Annotated in this window: 17 protein-coding genes; 5 read left to right on the top strand and 12 right to left on the bottom strand. The window is 72.9% G+C overall.

Translation table 11 applies throughout. The annotated features are described in order from the left end of the window. Positions 1 to 35: 35 nt before the first annotated feature. Positions 36 to 1,310: an ArgE/DapE family deacylase gene (locus V6U89_RS16555; RefSeq protein ID WP_334572062.1), complete on the bottom strand. Its 1,275-nt coding sequence runs from the start codon at positions 1,308 to 1,310 to the stop codon at positions 36 to 38. A gap of 171 nt (positions 1,311 to 1,481) precedes the next feature. Here V6U89_RS16555 and V6U89_RS16550 point away from each other — a divergent pair, with 171 nt between their 5' ends. Beyond that, complete coding sequence (locus tag V6U89_RS16550; RefSeq protein ID WP_334572061.1) at positions 1,482 to 1,919, top strand: Lrp/AsnC family transcriptional regulator; 438 nt, start codon at positions 1,482 to 1,484, stop codon at positions 1,917 to 1,919. Positions 1,920 to 2,072: 153 nt separating this feature from the next. On the opposite strand, the gene prcA is transcribed toward V6U89_RS16550, so the two are convergent. The 7 genes from prcA to arc form a co-directional block, all read right to left on the bottom strand. Beyond that, entirely contained in the window at positions 2,073 to 2,906 is an 834-nt protein-coding gene (prcA, locus tag V6U89_RS16545) for a proteasome subunit alpha (protein WP_334572060.1), read from the bottom strand. Positions 2,907 to 2,965: 59 nt separating this feature from the next. Beyond that, positions 2,966 to 3,805: a proteasome subunit beta gene (gene prcB / locus V6U89_RS16540; protein ID WP_334572059.1), complete on the bottom strand. Its 840-nt coding sequence runs from the start codon at positions 3,803 to 3,805 to the stop codon at positions 2,966 to 2,968. Beyond that, positions 3,724 to 4,395, bottom strand: a complete 672-nt coding sequence (locus V6U89_RS16535) for an endonuclease VII domain-containing protein (RefSeq protein ID WP_334572057.1) — start codon at positions 4,393 to 4,395, stop codon at positions 3,724 to 3,726. The genes prcB and V6U89_RS16535 overlap by 82 nt, the downstream gene beginning before the upstream one ends. A gap of 5 nt (positions 4,396 to 4,400) precedes the next feature. Next, positions 4,401 to 4,616 (bottom strand): ubiquitin-like protein Pup, encoded by a 216-nt coding sequence (locus V6U89_RS16530; RefSeq protein WP_074477166.1) that lies wholly within the window; start codon positions 4,614 to 4,616, stop codon positions 4,401 to 4,403. Positions 4,617 to 4,722: 106 nt separating this feature from the next. Then, the gene (dop, locus tag V6U89_RS16525; RefSeq protein WP_442933937.1) at positions 4,723 to 6,240 is read right to left on the bottom strand and encodes a depupylase/deamidase Dop; all 1,518 of its coding nucleotides are present in this window, start codon (positions 6,238 to 6,240) and stop codon (positions 4,723 to 4,725) included. Positions 6,241 to 6,298: 58 nt separating this feature from the next. Beyond that, the gene (locus V6U89_RS16520; RefSeq protein WP_334572055.1) at positions 6,299 to 8,368 is read right to left on the bottom strand and encodes a hypothetical protein; all 2,070 of its coding nucleotides are present in this window, start codon (positions 8,366 to 8,368) and stop codon (positions 6,299 to 6,301) included. Positions 8,369 to 8,517: 149 nt separating this feature from the next. Continuing rightward, positions 8,518 to 10,299, bottom strand: a complete 1,782-nt coding sequence (gene arc, locus V6U89_RS16515) for a proteasome ATPase (RefSeq protein WP_154937334.1) — start codon at positions 10,297 to 10,299, stop codon at positions 8,518 to 8,520. A gap of 177 nt (positions 10,300 to 10,476) precedes the next feature. Here arc and V6U89_RS16510 point away from each other — a divergent pair, with 177 nt between their 5' ends. Further along, positions 10,477 to 10,773 carry a ferredoxin gene (locus V6U89_RS16510; RefSeq protein WP_154937337.1) on the top strand — a complete coding sequence of 99 codons (297 nt, stop codon included), beginning with the start codon at positions 10,477 to 10,479 and terminating at the stop codon, positions 10,771 to 10,773. 78 nt (positions 10,774 to 10,851) lie between these two features. Here V6U89_RS16510 and V6U89_RS16505 read toward each other — a convergent pair whose 3' ends face one another. The 3 genes from V6U89_RS16505 to V6U89_RS16495 form a co-directional block, all read right to left on the bottom strand. Further along, positions 10,852 to 11,424, bottom strand: coding sequence for a hypothetical protein (locus tag V6U89_RS16505; protein WP_210776257.1), 573 nt, complete (start codon positions 11,422 to 11,424; stop codon positions 10,852 to 10,854). 81 nt (positions 11,425 to 11,505) lie between these two features. Next, positions 11,506 to 12,459, bottom strand: coding sequence for a tRNA (adenine-N1)-methyltransferase (locus V6U89_RS16500; protein WP_247657956.1), 954 nt, complete (start codon positions 12,457 to 12,459; stop codon positions 11,506 to 11,508). A gap of 65 nt (positions 12,460 to 12,524) precedes the next feature. After that, complete coding sequence (locus V6U89_RS16495) at positions 12,525 to 13,679, bottom strand: site-2 protease family protein (RefSeq protein ID WP_334572053.1); 1,155 nt, start codon at positions 13,677 to 13,679, stop codon at positions 12,525 to 12,527. 81 nt (positions 13,680 to 13,760) lie between these two features. On the opposite strand from V6U89_RS16495, the gene V6U89_RS16490 reads away from it, so the two are divergent. The 3 genes from V6U89_RS16490 to V6U89_RS16480 all read left to right on the top strand — a co-directional run bounded on the left by V6U89_RS16490 (position 13,761) and on the right by V6U89_RS16480 (position 16,935). Next, complete coding sequence (locus V6U89_RS16490) at positions 13,761 to 14,675, top strand: RecB family exonuclease (protein ID WP_334572052.1); 915 nt, start codon at positions 13,761 to 13,763, stop codon at positions 14,673 to 14,675. A 264-nt stretch (positions 14,676 to 14,939) separates the two neighbouring features. Further along, positions 14,940 to 16,130, top strand: coding sequence for a sensor histidine kinase (locus V6U89_RS16485; RefSeq protein ID WP_334572051.1), 1,191 nt, complete (start codon positions 14,940 to 14,942; stop codon positions 16,128 to 16,130). 118 nt (positions 16,131 to 16,248) lie between these two features. Further along, the gene (locus V6U89_RS16480; protein WP_334572050.1) at positions 16,249 to 16,935 is read left to right on the top strand and encodes a response regulator transcription factor; all 687 of its coding nucleotides are present in this window, start codon (positions 16,249 to 16,251) and stop codon (positions 16,933 to 16,935) included. A gap of 48 nt (positions 16,936 to 16,983) precedes the next feature. On the opposite strand, the gene V6U89_RS16475 is transcribed toward V6U89_RS16480, so the two are convergent. After that, on the bottom strand, positions 16,984 to 17,497 hold a 514-nt coding region (locus V6U89_RS16475; RefSeq protein WP_442933936.1), incomplete at its 5' end, for an MGH1-like glycoside hydrolase domain-containing protein.

The following is a 17,497-nucleotide window of genomic DNA, read 5'->3' as shown; positions in this document are numbered from 1 at the left end:
GGCCGTCGCCGTGTCCCAGCCCTCGAACCTGCCCGCTACCGGACACCGACCGCGCGCAGCGTCGCGAGCACGAGCACGCGGGTCGCCGCGACGATCTCGCTGACCCGGACCTGCTCGCGGGGTCCGTGCGCGAGGCGGACGTCACCGGGCCCGAAGTGCAGCGTCGGCACGCCGGCCGCGGTGTACAGCCTGAGATCGCTTCCGTACGGCGCACCGCGCTCAGGTAGGCGCGGGCCGCCGACGACGTCGGCGTGCGCGTCGCGGACCAGATCCCGCAGCGGGCTGTCGGGCGCCAGGCGGCCGCTGGCGAACTGGCCCCCCGGCCAGGTCACGGTCGGCGGATGCGCGCGGAGCCACGCGTTGGCGGCGGCGGCCTCGGCGACGCAGGTTTCGAGCGCGGCCCGTGCCTGCGCCGGGTCCTCGTCCAGCCGTACCCCCAACCGGCCCTCCGCCACGAGCAGGTCGGGCACGCTACTGGCCCAGTCGCCCGAACGGAGCCTGCCCACCGACAAGGCGTACGGGATCGCGTGGTCGCTCATCAGCGGGTCGGGCGCGGTGTTGCGCCGCGCCTCCAGGCGGGCCAGCGCGGCGTGGATCGGCAGGTACGCGTCGATCGCGCTGATCCCCGCGTCACGGGTGCTGGCGTGGGTCGCCTTGCCGACCACCTCTATCCGGAAGGTCAAGGCGCCGGCGTTGGCGGTCACCAGGGCGCCGCCGGTCGGCTCGGTGATGATGCAGGCGTCGCCGCGGTGGCCGCGCCGTAGCGTGCCGAACGCTCCGAGCCCGCCGTCCTCCTCGCTGACGGCGAAGTGGGCCGCGATCCGGCCGCGCAGCCTGGCGCCGCTGGCGCGGATCGCGGCGAGCGCGGCGAGGTTGGCGACCAGCCCGGCCTTCATGTCACAGGCGCCCCGAGCGTGGACCACGTCCCCGACGACCGTCGGGACGAACGGGTCCCCACGCCACTGGGCCGGGTCGCCGGGCGGCACCACGTCCACGTGACCCTGCAGGACCAGAGTCGGCCCGTCGCCCCCGCCCGGGGTGACGGCGGCCAGCCCCCACGCCTCGTCCCGCGGCGCCTCGGTACCCGGAAACTCGGCATCCGCGCGGAGCGCGGGCAGATCCATCGCCCACAGGTCGACCTCGAGCCCCAGCGCGTCCAAGCGCCGGGCCAGGAGGTGCTGCAGCTCGGACTCGGCGGCGCTGCCGGTGACGCTGGGGACAGCCAGCAGTTCCAGCAGGGTACGGGCGATGCCCGCTTCGTCGACCGCCGCCAGGGCGTTGGCCTCCGTGGCCGTGAGCGCGGTGGTCATGTGCGCCCCCCTTCCCTGATCAGCGGCGATGTGGCGCGGTGAATCTATCCAGGGCGGCGTGGCGCAAACAATCGCCAAAACTTGCTGATCGCGTACGATTCTTTGCACAGATCGGCAGGTACAGCGGATTCTTTGTGCGGAAGCGCGGCACGACGGGAGGAGGGCGGCGCGATGGACCGTATCGACGAGGAGATCATCCGGTGCGTGGTCGCCAACGCACGCAGTACGTACGCCGAGATCGGCAAGGCGGCCCGGCTGTCCCCGTCGGCGGCCAAACGACGGCTCGACCGCCTGGTCGCCGTTGGCGCCATCCGCGGGTTCACCGCGGTGATCGACCCACAGGCGCTGGCCTGGCGCACCGAGGCCTACGTCCAGATCCACTGTGCCGGCAGCCCGACCCCCGGTGACCTCCGGCATGAGCTCGAGAAGATCCCCGAGGTGATCGAGGCGTGCACGATCTCCGGCGCGCCCGATGCGATGGTCCACCTACAGGCCGAAGACATCGCTCATCTCGAGCAGGCCATCCAACGGATGCGGACCTCCCCCGTCATCGGGGGCACCGAAAGCGTCATCGTGCTCTCCCGCCTCATCAGCCGCCCCCGGATGTAGGCCGGCGGGCGTGGGCGCGCGCGGCCGGCCGTGAGCACAGCGCCTGCATGAGCGCAACCGCGGCGGCGTGGGCGCAACCGCGGCGGCCCGCACGGGCCCGGAGACGCCGCGGGGGCCGGGGAAGCTCCCCGACCCCCGCGACACCACGAACCGCTACGCCTCCGGCGTCTGCTCCGGCTGACCCTCCAGGTCCGCCGAGGCGGCCGAGGTGGTCGGCTTGCCCGCCTCCTCCGTCGGCACCGTCGGCGTCTTCGCCCGGCCGCCGGCCGGCGACGCGTCACCCGCCGCGTCCCCCTCGAGCAGCGCGGTCAGCGCCGCCCCGGTGACCCGCCGGAAGGTACGCCCCACCCGGCGCCGGTCCAGGACCGCCACCTCCAGCTGGTTGGCGGCGATCGTCCGGGCGGCCCCACCCTCACCGCCGACGCTGCTCAGCGCCTGCACGGCGACCCGCACCGCCTCGCTCAACGACATCTCCGGCCGGTGCTGCGCCTTCAACACCCCGGTGATCGCCTCGGCCTGACCGCCCATGGCCATCCGGCCCGGCTCGTCGTTGACCGAACCGTCGTAGGTGATCCGGTACAACTCGTCGTCCTCGGCGGTGGCACCCACCTGCGCCACGCAGATCTCCACCTCGAACGGCTTGGACTGCTCGGTGAAGATCGAGCCCAGCGTCTGCGCGAACGCGTTCGCCAGCGCCCGGCCGGTGACGTCGCGCCGATCGTAGCTCAGGCCGTTCAGGTCGGCCATCCGCACGCCGGCCCGGCGCAGGTTCTCGAACTCGTTGTAACGGCCGACCGCGGCGAAGCCGATCCGGTCGTAGATCTCGCTGACCTTGTGCAGGGCGCTGGAGAGGTTCTCCGCGACGAAGAGCACCCCGCCCGCATAGCTCAGGACCACCGCGCTGCGACCCCGGGCGACGCCCTTACGGGCCAGCTCGGAGCGGTCGCGCATGATCTGCTCGGGCGAGGCGTAGAACTGCATGGCCACGGCGGCGGTTCTCCTTCGGGCGCTGTGCTGGACTGCTGACTGTGAGGTGGGAGCGGGCCTCAGCCGCCCGGGTTCTCCATCCGCGCGGCCACGACCGCCTCGGCGATCGCCGCCGTCTCGGCGTCGGTGAGCCGGTGGGTGCCCTCGGCCGTCGCCGTCATCACCACCGGGTAGATCCGCCGGGTCAGGTCCGGGCCGCCGGTGGCGGTGTCGTCGTCCGCGGCGTCGTAGAGCGCCTCGACGGCGAGCCGGACCGCGTCGTCCACGGAGATCCCGGCGCGGAAGCGCTTCTTCAGGGCGGACTTGGCGAAGAGCGAGCCCGAGCCGATCGCGTCGTAGCCGGTCTCCTCGTAGGGGCCGCCGGTGACGTCGAAGCTGAAGATCCGGCCGGCCGTCGCCGGGTCCTTCGCGGCCAGGTCGAAGCCGGCGAAGAGCGGCACGACCGCGAGCCCCTGCATGGCCGCGCCCAGGTTGCCGCGGATCATCGAGGCGAGCCGGTTGGCCTTGCCGTCGAGCGAGAGCATCGCGCCCTCGATCTTCTCGTAGTGCTCCAGCTCCACCTGGAACAGTCGCATCAGCTCGATGCCGATGCCGGCCGTGCCCGCGATGCCCACCAGCGAGTACGCGTCGGCCGGGTGCACCTTCTCGATGTCGCGCTGGGCGATCAGGTTGCCCATGGTGGCCCGCCGGTCGCCGGCCATCACCACGCCACCGGCGGCCGAGATGGCCACGATGGTCGTCGCGTGCGGCGCCATGTCGGCGGCCATGCCCGGCGGCAGCGGCCGACGGCCGGGCAGCATCTCGGGGGCCACCCTGCTCAGGAACGAGGTGAAGGAGGACGTCCCCGCGTTGGTGAACACATCTGGTAGACGCCCGGATGGATCAAAGCCCGCTGCCACGTGGTTCCTCTCAGGTACGTGATCGCCCTGGCCAGCCTCGTGGGACTGTCACGGAACTGGCCAAGACCACCGTTGCAGTTGAAGCAGAGTATCCCGCGCACCCATCCGGTGCGATGATCGTGGTCCAGGTGTTGCGGATCTTCGCCGCCGCAGATCGCGCAGACGCCGCCCTGCTCGGCCAGGAGCTCCTGGAACTCCTTCTCCCCAATGCCGCACCGCCGGCGCAGGTGGTACTCGCGCGTCCCGCCGTAGAGCCGCTGCGCGGACTCCTTGCCACGGGCATTATGGCAGGGTTTGCAGTAGCTGTGCCGGCCGCTGGCCTTGCTGACGGTGGTGGGGAAATCGGCGACCGGCTTGATCTGCTCGCAGTCCGGGCACCACTTCAGACCCTCGCCAGGCGGCGTCGGCGACTTTCGTTGCGGGGAGATGCCACGCTTTCGGCGGCTCGCCTCCGACCGGGCGTTCGCGCACGCCTTGCAGTAGAAAGCGAGCCCGTCCGCCCGTCGACGGTCCCGGTGAAAATCGGTGGGGGGCAGCGCACGCTTGCACTGCCGGCACAGTTTGTCCGGTTCGTTGGACGAATCGGACATAGACCTCATTGACCCCCTTTCTGGACGTAGCCCCTCACGAACTCTTCCGCGTTCTCCTCGAGGACGGAGTCGATCTCGTCGAGCAGGTCGTCGACGTCCTCGGTGATCTCGGCGTGCCGCTCGGCGACCTCCGGGTTCGCCTCGGTGGTGACGTCCTCGATCTCCTCGCCCTGACGGGCCTTGCCCGACTGCGACTGCCCGCCGCTGTCACGAGTGGCCATGGCTGCCTCCTCCACGATCGTCTGCGATGAACTTACCTCGCCTGAGCGACGAAAAGCCCGCCGCGCGCCGGCTCACGGCACCCGACGGGCGTACGTCGGCGGCCGGTCAGCCGCCGGTCAGCGTCTCCAGCAGGTCCTTGGCGGTGTCGCACCGGTCGAACAGCGCGCCGACGTGCGCGCGGGTGCCCCGTTCCGGCTCCATCATCGGCACCCGGACCAGCGACTCCCGGCCGACGTCGAAGATCACCGAGTCCCAGCTGGCGGCGACCACCTCGGAGGCGTACTGGGCCAGGCAGCGGCCCCGGAAGTAGGCGCGCGTGTCCTCCGGCGGCTGGACCATCGCGGTACGGGTCTGCTCGTCGTCGAGCAGCGTCTTCATCGACCCGCGGGACACCAGCCGGTGGTAGAGGCCCTTCTCCGGGCGCACGTCGGAGTACTGCAGGTCGACCAGTTGGAGCTTGTGCGCGCCCCAGCCGAGCTTCTCCCGCTCCCGGTAGCCCTCCAGCAGCCGCAGCTTGGCCACCCAGTCCAGCTCGTCGGCGCAGAGGAACGCGTCGCGGCCGAGCCGGTCGAGCACGCTCTCCCACCGGTCCAGCACGTCCGTGGTCTGCTCGTCGACGTCGTCGCCGTACCGGTCGTCGACAAAGGAGCGGACCCGCTCCAGGTAGGCCCACTGCACGTCGAGGGCGGTCAGCCGGCGACCGTCGCGCATCCGCATCAGGTGCTTCAGCGACGGGTCGTGGCTGACCGCGCGCAGTTCGCTGACCGGGTCGGCGATGCCCAGGTCGGCGCCGAGCGCCTTCTCCTCGATCATGGTGAGGATCAGCGCGGTGGTGCCGAGCTTGAGGTAGGTGGAGATCTCCGAGAGGTTGGCGTCGCCGATGATGACGTGCAGCCGCCGGTACTTGTCGGCGTCGGCGTGCGGCTCGTCCCGGGTGTTGATGATGGGCCGCTTGAGGGTGGTCTCCAGGCCGACCTCGACCTCGAAGAAGTCGGCCCGCTGGGAGATCTGGAAGCCGCTCTGGCCGCCGTCCTGGCCGATGCCGACCCGGCCGGCGCCGCAGACGATCTGCCGGGTGACGAAGAACGGCGTCAGGTACGCCACGATGTCGGCGAACGGGGTCTGCCGGCGCATGAGGTAGTTCTCGTGCGCGCCGTAGCTGGCGCCCTTGTTGTCGGTGTTGTTCTTGTAGAGGTGGATCGGGTGGGTGCCCGGGATGGTGGCGGCGCGGCGGGCGGCCTCGGCCATCACCCGCTCCCCCGCCTTGTCCCAGCGCACCAGGTCCAGCGGGTTGGTCACCTCGGGGGTGGAGTACTCGGGGTGGGCGTGGTCGACGTAGAGCCGCGCACCGTTGGTGAGTATCACGTTGGCCAGGCCGAGGTCCTCGTCGGCGAGCGCCTCGGCGGGGTCGTACGCGGCTCCGGAGTAGGTGAAACCGCGGGCGTCGCGCAGTGGCGACTCCTCCTCGTAGTCCCAGCGCGCCCGGCCGCCGCGGTTGAGTTCGGGGCGCGCTCCGTAGGCGTTGACCACCTGGGAGGAGGTGACCATCGGGTTGGCTCCGGCCTGGCCGGGCACGGAGATCCCGTACTCGACCTCGGTGCCCATGATCCGTCTTACGCTCATCGACCTACCCGCTTCGCTCGCCCGACCCGGTCCCCCGTCACGTCGAGCGTAGTCCGCCTCAGGGCGTAGGGGGGCACGCCGGCACAGGCGGCTCGGGTGTCGCGGGCGGGGCGCCGGGCACGGGGGGCGGCTCGGAGGGGAGCACGTCGCAGTCGGGAACGGTGAGGGGGACGAAGCTGATCCGGTGGCGCAACGACGGGTCCTTCCTGATCAGCCGCTGGACCCGGCGTTCGGCGCGGGGATCGGCGGTGATGAAGCGGATCGGCCCGGAGACCCGCCGGACGATCTGGTCGGTGCGTTCGGGTTCGAGGAAGTCCAGGTTGTATACGCCGGGTTCGGTGCGCGCGGTGGTGCCGTGCAGGGCGTCGACGCAGAGGGTCTCGACGTAACCCCGGTAGGGGCCGCGGTCGAGGACGAAGGTGGTGGTGTCGGGCAGGTCGGGGTACCGCTGCGCGGCGGCGGCGCAGACCCAGGCCTCTTTGGACGGCAGGTGCAGGTCCTGGTGCACCCACCGTTGCGTCCAGGTCCGGTCGTTGGCGATGAGCAGGCTGGGGTGCCAGCCGGTGACGCCGCAGAGCGTGACGGCGACGGCCATGACGACGATCCCGGTGAGCACGCCGGCGACGGTGGACGCTATGCCGCGCCGGGACCGGTTGGGCCGGGGTACGGGCAGCAGCCGGACCACGGCGGCGGCGCCGACGACGAGCAGCGCGGTGGCCAGGTGGGTGGCCTTGATGAAGTAGTAGCCGGGCTCGACGCCGGAGGTGGTGTTGTACAAGGCGATTCCCAGCGGCAGGGCGACGCCGATGGCGGCGACGAGCAGCCAGCGCCGCCAGGTGGGATCGGCGCGGCGGACCTGGACGAGCAGGGCCACCCCGACGATGCCGCCCAGCCAGATGAGGGCGCGCCAGGCTTCGGTGCGGGCCTCGATGCCGCCGTTGATGGCCAGCGCCTCGGTCTGCTTGGCGCGGAGCACGCCGAGCAGCGGGGCGACCAGGGCGAGGGGGGCGGTGAGGAGGCCGACGGCGAGCACGGTGGGCCAGCGGCGCAGCGCCTCCCGCCGGTGGCCGACCACCCAGCAGAGCACCAGCACGGCGGCGGGCGGGAGGAACAGGTAGTAGGTGAAGCCGATGGCGACGAGCAGCGCGGCGAGCAGGACGACCTGTTCGCGGGTGTTGGCGAGCGGCCGGCCGACCAGCGCGGCGAGCAGCACGGTGAGGGTGAGCCCGAGGATCTCGGTCGGGTAGCCGGAGACCAGCAGGCGGGGCAGTTGGGTGCCGAGGATGAGGGCGCCGACGACGACGGTGAGCACGGTGCGGTGCAGCGGGTGGACGGGTCCGGCGATGCGGTGCGCGGCCCAGAGCAGCACCAGCACGAGGAGTCCGAAGCTGGCCATGAGCCAGCCGGCGTAGTGGTCGATGGCGGCCGGGCCGCGGGGCGCGGCACCGACGGGGGTGAGGAAGCCGTCGACCAGGGCGGTGACCAGGTGCCAGCCCTGCGGATAGTAGAGCAGTTGGGAGATGATCTGGTCCTTGGCGGCGGCGGGGTCGACGAAGGCGTAGCCGCCGAGGCGGCCGACGACGTCGAAGAGGGCCAGGTGCCGCCAGTTGTCCTCGCCGCGGGCGAGGATGGTCAACTGGTCGGCGAGGTCGGTGGCGCGCTGCCAGGGCGCCGCGAGATAGGTGAGCAGCGCGGCGGTGCCGGCGACGGGGAACAGGTCGACCCAGCCGGGGCGCGGCAGGCGGGGGTGTCGGCGCAGGCCGGCGGCGGCGAGCACGACCACGGTGAGGGCGAGGCCGGTCAGCGGCACGGGCCGCATGCCCCAGGGCCAGACGGCGAAGAGCAGTCCGCCGGCGGTGGCCGCGCCGAGCAGCAGGGCGGTCGCGAGCACCAGTCGGTCGAGCAGGGTACGGCCGCCGCGCAGCACGCTGGCGGTGGCGAGCAGTACGAGCGGGGGCAGCAGCCAGCCCCCGTGCAGGGCGTGCGTGACGGCGGGTACGGCCCAGGCCGCCACGAGCGCCGCGAGCACGACCGGGACCCGTCGCCAGGGGCGCCGGGTCGGCGCGGGCGGGTGCGCGTCCTCGACCGCCGTGGTGGGCGGGGCGGCGACGGTGAGCTCGGACGTCACGAAGCTCCTCGGACGGTCGACGGCGGTGTGCGCAGTCTACCGACGAGTCCGGCATTCCACTCCCTGGGCACGCGTCGCCCAGGTGAACGTGTCGTGACATGCGAGGAAGCCCCGCGGCGCGGGCGCCGCGGGGCTTCGTCGTCGTCCGGTCAGAGGTACTGGCCGGTGTTGCTGGCGGTCTCGATGGACCGGCCGGCCTCGGCGCCCTTGCCGCCGGAGACGAGCGTGCGGATGTAGACGATCCGCTCGCCCTTCTTGCCGGAGATCCGGGCCCAGTCGTCCGGGTTGGTGGTGTTGGGCAGGTCCTCGTTCTCGCGGAACTCGTCGACGCAGGCGTCGAGCAGGTGCTGCAGGCGCAGACCCTTGCGCCCGGAGGTGAGGAACTCCTTGATCGCCATCTTCTTGCCGCGGTCGACGATGTTCTGGATCATCGCGCCGGAGTTGAAGTCCTTGAAGTAGAGGACTTCCTTGTCGCCGTTGGCGTAGGTCACCTCGAGGAAGCGGTTCTCCTCGGTCTCGGAGTACATCCGGAGCACGACCGCGTCGATCATCGCCGCCACGGTGGCCTGCGGGTCACCGCCGTGCTCGGCGAGGTCGTCCGGGTGCAGGGGCAGCCCGGAGAGGATGTACTTCGAGAAGATGTCCTTGGCCGCCTCGGCGTCCGGACGCTCGATCTTGATCTTCACGTCGAGCCGGCCGGGGCGCAGGATGGCCGGGTCGATCATGTCCTCCCGGTTGGAGGCGCCGATCACGATGACGTTCTCCAGACCCTCCACACCGTCGATCTCGCTGAGCAGCTGCGGGACGATGGTGTTCTCGACGTCGGAGGAGACGCCGGAGCCGCGGGTGCGGAAGACGGAGTCCATCTCGTCGAAGAAGACGATGACGGGGGTGCCCTCGCCGGCCTTCTCCCGGGCCCGCTGGAAGATCAGCCGGATGTGCCGCTCGGTCTCGCCGACGTACTTGTTGAGCAGCTCCGGGCCCTTGATGTTGAGGAAGAAGCTGGTGTGCTTTTCCTCACCCCGGCGCTCGGCGATCTTCTTGGCCAGCGAGTTGGCCACCGCCTTGGCGATCAGCGTCTTGCCGCAGCCGGGCGGCCCGTAGAGCAGGATGCCCTTCGGCGGCCGGAGCTGGTGCTCGCGGAACAGGTCGGCGTGCAGGAAGGGCAGCTCCACCGCGTCGCGGATCTGCTCGATCTGCGACTGGAGGCCACCGATGTCGCCGTAGTCGACGTCGGGCACCTCCTCCAGGACGAGCTCCTCGACCTCGCTCTTCGGGATCCGCTCGTACGCGTACGCCGAGCGGGGTTCGATCATGAGCGAGTCGCCGGCCCGGATCGGCGAGCCGATCAGGGTCTCCGCGAGGTGCACGATGCGCTCCTCGTCGGAGTGCGAGACCACCAGCGCGCGGTCGCCGGCGCTGCCGTCGGGACCCGTGAGGATCTCCTTGAGCATCACCACCTCACCGACCCGCTCGTAGCCGAACGCGTCGACGATGTTGAGCGCGTCGTTGAGCAGGACCTCCTGGCCACGCCGCAGCTCGGCGGCGTCCAGCGAGGGCGAGACGGCGACCCGAAGCTTGCGTCCGCCGGTGAAGATGTCCACCGTGCCGTCGTCGTGCCGCGCGAGGAAGACGCCGTAGCCACTCGGTGGCTGCGCGAGCCGGTCGATCTCCTCCTTGAGCGTCACGATCTGCGCGCGAGCCTCCTTGAGGGTGCTCACGAGCCGGTCGTTGTTCTCGGTCAGCCGCGCCAACTGTGCCTGGGTGGCCGCCAGCCGCTCTTCGAGCTGCCGGACGTGTCGGGGGCTTTCGGTCAACTTGCGCCGCACCAGAGCGAGTTCCTCTTGCAGGAACGCGACCTGCGTGGAGAGATCGTGGGCTTCCTTCTCCCACCGTGCGGCGCGCGAGTCCGCGTCGTCGCTGCGTGCCACGTCCCACCTCCCCGGGGGGCTTGAACGTTCTGCCCTAACACTAGCCGCTATGAGCGCGATTCGGTCCTACGCAACGCCCTCGTCACCGAACCTTGATCGCCAAGGGTCGCCTCCGGGTCGGGTACGGGCGTTCGGGTACCGTCGGGGCGTGGGACGGGAGAACATGGGGGGTGCATCGTGGCGGAGGTCGTGACGGACCAGCTTCAGGTCTGGGTGGACCAGGATCTCTGCACGGGCGACGGGCTCTGCGTGCAGTACGCGCCGGAGGTCTTCGAGTTCGACGTCGACGGCCTGGCGTACGTCAAGGGCCCCGACGGCGAGCTGCGACTGGCCCCCGGCAGCCGGGTCGACGTGCCGGAGCACCTGCGCCTGGAGGTGATCGACTCGGCGAAGGAGTGCCCGGGCGACTGCATCCACGTCGTGCGCGGCAGCGACGGCGTCGAGGTGGCCGGCCCGGAGGCCGAGGAGGACTGACCCGCCCGAGCGGGCACAGACGTCGCGGGGCCGCGGACGACATCGTCGTCCGCGGCCCCGCGTGTGCAGGTCGGGCCCTCAGAGCACCGGGCGGCCCACCACGGAGGCGACCAGCCGGGCGAACTCCTCCAGCCGGGCGATCTGGCCGGCGCCGCCGTCGTCGAGCGTCTTGCCGAAGCGCAGCGCGTCGTGCCGGGGCGCGCCGGCGATCTCGTCGCCGGGCGGCGCCTCGTCCAGCGAAGTCAGCAGCAGGTAGACGTCGATGCTGTCGACCCGGACCTCGCCGCTGTCGGCGCGGGTCAGCCGCCGCCGGCAGCCGACCTCGGTGACGGTGGAGACCGGCACCACCCGCAGCGAGGAGGTCATCGACCCGGGCGGCCCCTCCCCCGGCGGCACGTCCTCGCCGTGCCAGAGCACCAGGCGGCTGCCGTCGCAGACGACGACCTCCTGCCACACCCCGTTGACCTCGTTGACGAAGCGTTCCAGGGTGAAGCCGAGCACGGACGCCCCGCGCAGCACCCCGCCGAGCGCCTCCAGGGCGATGTCCGGGTCACGGAGGTAGGCCCGCGCCGCCGATTCGAGGTCCTGGTAGGGCGACCAGTCCGGGAACACCGCCGGCAGATCCCCACCGCCGAAGCCCGGCCGACTCATGCCATCTCCCCCAGGTCGCGCCGCCGACCCGCACCGGCCGGCGGAATCCGCCCGCTCACTCCCCGCCGCCCCGCTCCCCCGTCACGACGCGTCCGCCTCGCCCGTCGCGGCGGGTTCCACCCCGGCGGCCTGGGCGGCCGCCGCCTGCCGGGCCGCCGCCGCCTCGCGCAGCGCCTGCTTGCGCTCGGCGTAAGCCTCGGCACCCTTGCTGGGCTTGCGACGCCGCGGCGGGGCGGTGACGCCCGGGGCGAGCTTACGCGCGGAGACCAGGAACGCGGTGTGCGCGATCATCCGGTGGTCCGGGCGCACGGCCAGCCCCTCGGCGTGCCAGTCGCGCACCAGCGACTCCCAGGCCCGCGGCTCGGTCCAGCCGCCGCGCTCGCGCAGCGCCTCCACCAGCTCGGACAGCTGCGGGGTGGTGGCGACGTAGCCGATGAACACCCCGCCGGGCAGCAGCGCCCGCTCGACCATGTCGAGGGTCTCCCACGGGGTGAGCATGTCCAGGATGATCCGGTCGAAACCGGTCTCCGGGCAGTCGGCGACGTCGCCGACGTGCAGCTTCCAGGCCGGGTGCGGGGCACCGAAGAAGGACTCGACGTTGCGCCGCGCGATCTGGGCGAAGTCGTCGCGCAGCTCGTAGGAGTGCAGCTCGCCGCCGGTGCCGACGGCGCGCAGCAGCGAACAGGTCAGCGCCCCGGAGCCCGCGCCCGCCTCCAGCACCTTCGCGCCGGGGAAGATATCGCCCATCGCGACGATCTGCGCCGAGTCCTTCGGGTAGATCACCTGCGCGCCGCGCGGCATCGACAGGACGTAGTCCGACAGCAGCGGGCGCAGCGCGAGGAACGCGGTGCCGCCGCCGGAGGTGGTCACCACGCTGCCGTCGGGCTGCCCGATCAGCGCGTCGTGCTCCAGGATGCCGCGGTGCGTGTGGAACGCCTTGCCGGGCTCCAGGACGACCGTGTGCATCCGCCCCTTAGGGTCGGTCAGCTGCACCCGGTCGCCGGGGCGGAACGGCCCACGGTGCACCGGGGGCAGGTCTCCGACGGCGACGGGCGCCGGTGTGCCGTTCTCGGCCGGGAGGGCGGGGGGATGTGCTGCGGTCACCTGTTCATCTTCCGTGTGGGTTCGAGGACCTGGGCGAGATCCCCGATGTGCAGAACGCCGACCACATCTTCGCCTGCCGTCACCACGTACTGTGCGGCCGGGTGGCGCTGCACCGTCTCCATCACCCGGTCGCCGGCCACCCCGGCCGGGAGCGCGGGCAGCCGGTCCAGCGGCCGGGCCACCGCGTCCACCGCCACCCAGGGCCGGCGTTCCGGGGGTACGGCGTCCGCCGCGGCCGGGTCCACCAGGGCGACCGGCCGGCCGGTGCCGTCGACCACGGTGACCGCCGCCCCGGCCGGCGCCTGCGCGGCGTGCCGGCGCTGCGCCTCGGCCAGCGGGGTGCCGGTGGGCACGCCGAAGACCGGCCGGGCCAGCCGGGCCAGGTCGATCAGCGGGACCCGGCGGCTGATCCGGGCGTACCGGATCGACTGGCCGGCGCCGCGCCAGAGGGTGACGGCGACCAGCAGCATCAGCGGCAGGGCCAGCGGCACCAGCAGCCGCTGGACGGTCAGCAGCACCACCAGCACGGCCGTGCCGACCGCGACGGCGCGCCCCACCCAGCCGGCGATCTCGGTGGCCCGGTGCCGGTCCCGGGTGAGCGCCCAGACCGCGGCGCGCAGCGCCCGGCCGCCGTCCAGCGGCAGGCCGGGCAGGATGTTGAACAGCGCGACGATCACGTTGCTCAGCGCCACCTGCAGCGCGAGCTGGTGGGCCAGGGTGTGCGGGGGCAGGGCCATGGTGACGCCGACGGCGATCGCGCCGAGCACGGCGGAGACCGCCGGCCCGGCCAGGGAGACCAGCAGGTCGACCCGGGGGTTGGGGGCGTCGGACTCCATCTCGGTGTACCCGCCGAGCAGTTCCAGGGTGATCCCGCGCACACCGATGCCGTACCGGCGGGCGGTCAGCGCGTGGCCGAGCTCGTGCAGCAGCACCGAGCCGAGCAGCGAGACGACGAAGCCGAGGCCGATCAGGTAACCGCCGAGCGGGCCGAGTTCGAGCCGGTCGCGGGCGAACTCGGCGTACGTCACGGTGATCAGCAGGGTCAGCAGCAGCATCGACACGTTGACGTGCAGCGGCACCCCGAACACCCGGCCCACGGTCAGGCCGGTGCGTCGGCCGGACCGGCGGGGCGCTCGACTGCGGGGTTTCACCGCCCCGATGCTACGCCGTGCGGATCATGCTCCGGTGCGCCGATCACGGCCCTGTCACACCGGTGCCCTAACCTTCGGGACATGACGGCGGAACCGGTGATCGACGAGCAGGCCACTCCGGCGGCGGCGCTGCCGTCCACCATCCGGGCGTCGTTGTCGCCGTCGCGGGCGGCGGATTTCAAGACCTGCCCGCTGCTCTACCGGTTCCGCAGCATCGACCGGCTGCCCGAGCGCCCGACGGTGGAGCAGGCCCGGGGCACCCTGGTGCACGCGGTGCTGGAGCGGCTGTTCGACCTGCCGGCCGGCGGGCGCACCCCGGACGCCGCCGGTGGCCTGGTGGCCCCGCAGTGGGACCGGCTGGTCACCGAGCAGCCCGAGCTGGCGGGCCTGTTCGACCCGGGCGACGAGGCGGGCACCGCCGAGTTCCTGCGCTCGGCGGCGGGGCTGCTGGAGGGCTACTTCGCGGTGGAGGACCCGCGCCGGCTGGAGCCGGCCGAGCGGGAGAGCCTGATCTCGGCGGTGGTCGACGAGCAGCTGCTCATCCGGGGCTACCTCGACCGTCTCGACGTCGCGCCGGACGGCGCGCTGCGGGTGGTCGACTACAAGACCGGCGGCGCGCCCCGGGAGGCGTTCGAGGCGCGCGCGCTGTTCCAGCTGAAGTTCTACGCGCTGGTGCTGTGGCGCACCCGGGGGGTGGTGCCGCGGGTGCTGCGCCTGCTCTATCTCAAGGACGCCGAGGTCTGCGACTACTCTCCCGACGCCGAGGAGCTGCTGCGCTTCGAGCGGACGGTGGTGGCGCTCTGGCAGGCCATCGAGCAGGCCACCGCGCGGCAGGATTTCCGGCCCCGGCCGAGCCGGCTCTGCGACTGGTGCAGCCACCAGGCGCACTGCCCGACCTTCGGGGGCACCCCGCCGCCGTTCCCGGACCGGTCGGCGGCCGCCGACCCGCTGCGCGACGCCCGCTCCGGCCCGGCCGCCCCCGGCGCCGACGAGTGACCCGCCGTCCCTCACCCGCCCGACCCGACCGCCCTGGCTCCTGAGCGGCCGCCCGACGCCCCGCCTTCGGGCACCGACCGGTCACCCGGGCGCGTCGACCGGCGACCGGGGGGCGGCACCCCGCCGACACCGCCGGGTGACCGGCCGCCGTCGCCGACCGCTCGCCCGGAGGCGGGGCGGCGGAGGTCGTCTCCTTCCTGAGGATGAGGCCAGGTTCACCGTCGGCGACGACCTGGCGCGACGAGGGGCGACTAGCGTCGCGGTATGACGGACGGACCCGCGCGATGGTGGCAGCGCCGACCGCTCGCCGGTGACGCGCTCTTCGCCGCCGCCCTGGTGCTGCTGGAGATCGCCTTCCTGCTGCTCACCCCGCCGGAGTTCTGGCCCGGGCGGATGCCGGGCGCGCTGGCGTGGAGCCTGCTCACGGCCGCCCCGGTGGCGCTGCGCCGGGTCGCCCCGTGGACGGCGGTGGGTCTGGCCGTGGCCACCCTGATGCTGCCGGTGCTGCTCAGGCTCGCGCCCGGCACGCAGGGCCTGGCGTTCATGGTCCTGACGTACACGATGGCCGCGCACCGGCCGGCGCGGCAGGCGGCGCTGGCCGCGGTGCTGCTCTGGGTCCCGGTGGGGGTGGCCAACCTGGTCGCCCCGCCGCAGGGGGTGCTGGCGGTGAGCCCCGGCTACCTGCTGCTCAACAACCTGCTCATCGCCCTGCTGTCGTACGCGGTGGGACGGGCGGTGCAGGCGCGGCGCACGTCGGTGCGGGCGCTGCGGGAGCGGGCCCGGGTGGCCGAGGAGAACCAGCGTTCCCTGGCCGAGCAGGCGGTCGCCGACGAGCGGCGCCGGATCGCCCGGGAGCTGCACGACGTGGTCGCCCACCACGTGAGCGTGATGGGGGTGCTGGCCACCGGGGCGCGTCGGGTGCTGCGCCGCGACCCGGACGCCGCCGACGAGGCGATCGCCACCATCGAGGACACCAGCCGGGTCACCCTGCGGGAGATGCGCCGCCTGCTGGACGTGCTGCGCACGGACGCGGAGCCCGCGGCGGACCTGACCCCACAGCCCGGCCTGGCCGGGATCGAGGCGCTGGTCGAGCAGGTACGGGAGGCGGGCCTGCCGGTGACCCTGCACGTCGAGGGCACCCTCGGGCCGGTGGAGGAGGGCGTGTCACTGACCGTCTACCGGATCGTGCAGGAGGCGTTGACCAACGCCCTCAAGCACGCCGGGGAGGCCACCGCGCAGGTGCGGCTCACCGTCGCCGAGGGCTGCCTGACGGTGGAGGTCACCGACACCGGGCGCGGGCCGGGACCGGGACCCGACCGGATCGGGCACGGCCTGGTCGGCATGCGGGAGCGGGTCGGCCTCTACGGTGGGACCCTGCGGACCGGTCCACGGCCGGGCGGCGGCTTCCGGGTGTCGGCGCGGATTCCGGTGGAGTCGGTCGGGGCCGCAGCGTGACCCGGGAGCGCCGGGCGGGCGCCGCCGGCCGGGCCGCGCCGGTGCGGCGCCGGCGCGGGCGTCCGGGCCACCACCGCACGGGCGACCGACGGCACCACCAGCAGGACAGGGAGAGCTCATGAGCGACGGTACGGCGGCGGCACGGCCGGTGCGGATCCTGCTCGCCGACGACCAGCCGCTGCTGCGTACCGGCTTCCGGATGGTGCTGGGCACCGAGGAGGACCTGGACATCGTGGCCGAGGCCGGGGACGGCCAGGAGGCGGTGGAGCTGTCCCGCCGGCTGCTGCCGGACGTGGTGCTGATGGACATCCGGATGCCCCGGATGGACGGGGTGGCGGCCACCCGGGCCATCGTCGACGCCCGGCTGCCGGTGCGGGTGCTCATCCTCACCACGTTCGACCTGGACGAGTACGTGGTGGGGGCGCTGCGCGCCGGGGCGAGCGGCTTCCTGGCCAAGGACGTGCCGGCGGAGGACCTGGTGACCGCGATCCGCACGGTCGCCGCCGGGGAGGCGGTGGTCGCGCCTCGCATCCTCAAGCGGCTGCTGGACCGCTTCGCCGACGTGCTGCCCGACCCGGCGGCCACCCCGCCCAAGGCGCTGAACACCCTCACCGAACGGGAGCGGGAGGTGCTGGTGCAGGTGGCCCGGGGGTTGTCCAACGCGGAGATCGCCGCCGCGCTGTCGGTCAGCGAGACCACGATCAAGACCCATGTCGGGCACGTGCTGACCAAGTTGGGGCTGCGCGACCGGGTGCAGGCGGTGGTGTTGGCGTACGAGACGGGCCTGGTCCGCCCGCGACGGTGACCCTTGGCCCCGGCAGCTCACCAGGGCGGGGCGGCCACGTCGCCGGGCTCACCGGCCGGCGTCCGTCTCCCGGGGTGCCACGTTCCCGATGGCGTCGACGCGGCCCCACCGCCCGGGGATGTCGAGCAGTTCGATCCGGCCGAACCGGTCGGGCAGCGCCGGCGCGACCACCAGGTCCTCTCCGTACGGCTCGAGGCCGAGCAGCGTGCGCACCAACAGCAGGGGTGCTCCGGTGGCCAGGGCCTGCGGGCTGTTCGCCGCCGGGTATTGGACGGGGTGCCGGGTCAGGTCGCGGTGGTAGCCGCCGAATGCCTCCGGCAGCCGGCCCTGGAAGAACCCGGCGGCGTCGATAATCCCCTCGGCGATGCGCCCCGCCTCCCGGGTGAAGCCGTAGCGCCGAAGCCCCCAGGCGATGAACGCGTTGTCGAACGGCCAGACGGTGCCGACGTGGTAGCCGAGCGGGTTGTACTGCCCCTGTCCCTCGGCGAGGCTGCGCACGCCCCAGCCGGAGAAGAGGCCGGGGCCGAGCAGGTGTTCGGCGATCTTCCCAGCCCGGGATTCC

It is taken from the genome of Micromonospora sp. CPCC 206171, assembly GCF_036906755.1.
In the GTDB taxonomy this organism is placed as follows: Bacteria; Actinomycetota; Actinomycetes; order Mycobacteriales; family Micromonosporaceae; genus Micromonospora; species Micromonospora purpureochromogenes.
The sequence above is the reverse complement of the archived record's forward strand: the minus strand, read 5'-3'. Positions and strand labels throughout refer to the sequence as shown.

Bases quoted from the DNA above. Each gene is read 5' to 3' on its own strand.
- V6U89_RS16555 (WP_334572062.1), bottom strand. From the start codon at position 1,310: ATGACCACCGCGCTCACGGCCACGGAGGCCAACGCCCTGGCGGCGGTC.
- V6U89_RS16550 (WP_334572061.1), top strand. From the start codon at position 1,482: ATGGACCGTATCGACGAGGAGATCATCCGGTGCGTGGTCGCCAACGCA.
- V6U89_RS16535 (WP_334572057.1), bottom strand. From the start codon at position 4,395: ATGTCCGATTCGTCCAACGAACCGGACAAACTGTGCCGGCAGTGCAAG.
- V6U89_RS16530 (WP_074477166.1), bottom strand. From the start codon at position 4,616: ATGGCCACTCGTGACAGCGGCGGGCAGTCGCAGTCGGGCAAGGCCCGT.
- dop (WP_442933937.1), bottom strand. From the start codon at position 6,240: ATGAGCGTAAGACGGATCATGGGCACCGAGGTCGAGTACGGGATCTCC.
- V6U89_RS16505 (WP_210776257.1), bottom strand. From the start codon at position 11,424: ATGAGTCGGCCGGGCTTCGGCGGTGGGGATCTGCCGGCGGTGTTCCCG.
- V6U89_RS16490 (WP_334572052.1), top strand. From the start codon at position 13,761: ATGACGGCGGAACCGGTGATCGACGAGCAGGCCACTCCGGCGGCGGCG.
- V6U89_RS16485 (WP_334572051.1), top strand. From the start codon at position 14,940: ATGACGGACGGACCCGCGCGATGGTGGCAGCGCCGACCGCTCGCCGGT.
- V6U89_RS16480 (WP_334572050.1), top strand. From the start codon at position 16,249: ATGAGCGACGGTACGGCGGCGGCACGGCCGGTGCGGATCCTGCTCGCC.